The 1505-nt window shown below is 72.7% G+C and carries 1 protein-coding gene and 1 pseudogene; both read left to right on the top strand.

Features of this window, described 5'->3' with window-relative positions; genetic code table 11:
* Positions 1–753: 16S rRNA (adenine(1518)-N(6)/adenine(1519)-N(6))-dimethyltransferase RsmA (rsmA, locus tag U9980_RS08500; protein ID WP_322767429.1), on the top strand; the 753-nt coding region annotated here is incomplete at its 5' end.
* A gap of 113 nt (positions 754–866) precedes the next feature.
* A pseudogene (locus U9980_RS08495) lies at positions 867–1505 on the top strand (hypothetical protein); the annotation flags it as partial.

The raw sequence follows: 1505 nt of genomic DNA, 5'->3' as shown, positions 1-1505 counted from the left end.
CTCGCCGCGGTCGGGCCCGATGAGACGGTCCTGGAGATCGGCCCTGGACTTGGTTCGTTGACTCTCGGGCTGATCGCGGTCGCACGTCGTGTCGTCGCGGTCGAGGTGGACGCACTGCTCGCCGAGGCCCTGCCGGCAACGGCGGTGACCCGGCTCGGCCCGGCCGCGGCGTCCAGGCTGACCGTCGTGGCCGCCGACGGGCTGCGCCTCGTGCCCGCGGACCTCCCCGGCGACCCGCCGGATGTCCTTGCCGCGAACCTGCCGTACAACGTTGCCGTGCCGCTCCTGCTCGGGGTGCTCGAACGGTTCCCGTCGGTCGGGCGTGGGTTGGTCATGGTGCAGGCCGAGGTCGCCGACCGGCTGACCGCGGCGCCGGGTGGACGGGTGTACGGCGTGCCGAGTGTGAAGGTCGCCTGGTACGCCTGCGCACGTCCGGCCGGCGCGGTGCCGCGCGCGGTCTTCTGGCCACAGCCGAACGTCGACTCGTCCCTGGTGGCGTTCACCCGGCGTGAGCCCGCGGGTCCGCAGGCGCTGCGCGGGTCTGTTTTTGCCGCGGTGGACGCGGCGTTCGCGCAGCGCCGCAAGACCCTGCGGACGGCGCTTTCCGGTTGGGCGGGCTCGGCCGCAGCGGTCGAACGCCTTGCGCGCGCCGCCGGTGTAGACCCGTCCGCCCGCGGTGAAACGCTGGCCGTCGCAGACTTCACCCGCCTGGCCATCGCCCGCGCCGCTGACCCACCCGTCTGCGGAGACTGAGCTGAGCTGGGCCGCTGTGTTCCGAGTTTGCGGTGGGTCAAGTGCGTGGTGGTGTCAGCCTGGTCATATTGTTCCATCGCTGCCGTCGGGTCAGGGTGGAAGTAGGTGCGTTCGTGTCCGAAGGCGCGGAGCTGTTAGAAGGCACGGAGCTGTCCGCAGACGCGGAGCTGTCCGAACACACCGGACCGCTGGCGGTGGGGGGCGGCTGGACGCTGCTTCCCTGGGACGGCGACCCTGGATCTGATCGGCCGTCCGTGGTCGAGACCGCGGCGGGCACGCCCATCCGACATCGACGGTTGCGGCCGGCCTCCGGCGGCGGCTGGCGGGCGGGCGCCAAGGTGGCCGTGGGTCTGTGCGGGCTTGGCGCGGTTCTCGGCGTCGTTCTTATGGCGGCTGGTCACCGTCCGGATGACGCGGCGGACCACCCGGTTGCCGGCGTGCGCTCAGAGCGCCCCGAGGCGATCGACGACCAACCCCGGTTACCGGCGTCGGCGGATGCTGGACCTTCCATCACAGCGGGTGGGGCTGCACCGGCTGTGACCGTGCCCGCTAGCAGCCCGGTCTCCCACGCGGGGGCCGCGGTCCGGTCCGCAGAGCCGACGTCGGTCTCAGCGCCGCCGGCCACGACGCCGGCCGCTGCGGCCCAGTCGTCGCCACCGGTACCGGGCATGACCGTGTTGCTGCCCTCCGCCCAACCGTCGTCCACACCGTTGCTCGCTCCGTCGTGCCGTTCCGGTCATGGTCACGGGCAT

Origin of the sequence: Protofrankia sp. Cr1, from assembly GCF_963555865.1 — a bacterium.
In the GTDB taxonomy this organism is placed as follows: Bacteria; Actinomycetota; Actinomycetes; order Frankiales; family Frankiaceae; genus Protofrankia.
Note: the sequence above shows the minus strand (reverse complement) of the source record. Positions and strands in the feature narration are given on the sequence as shown.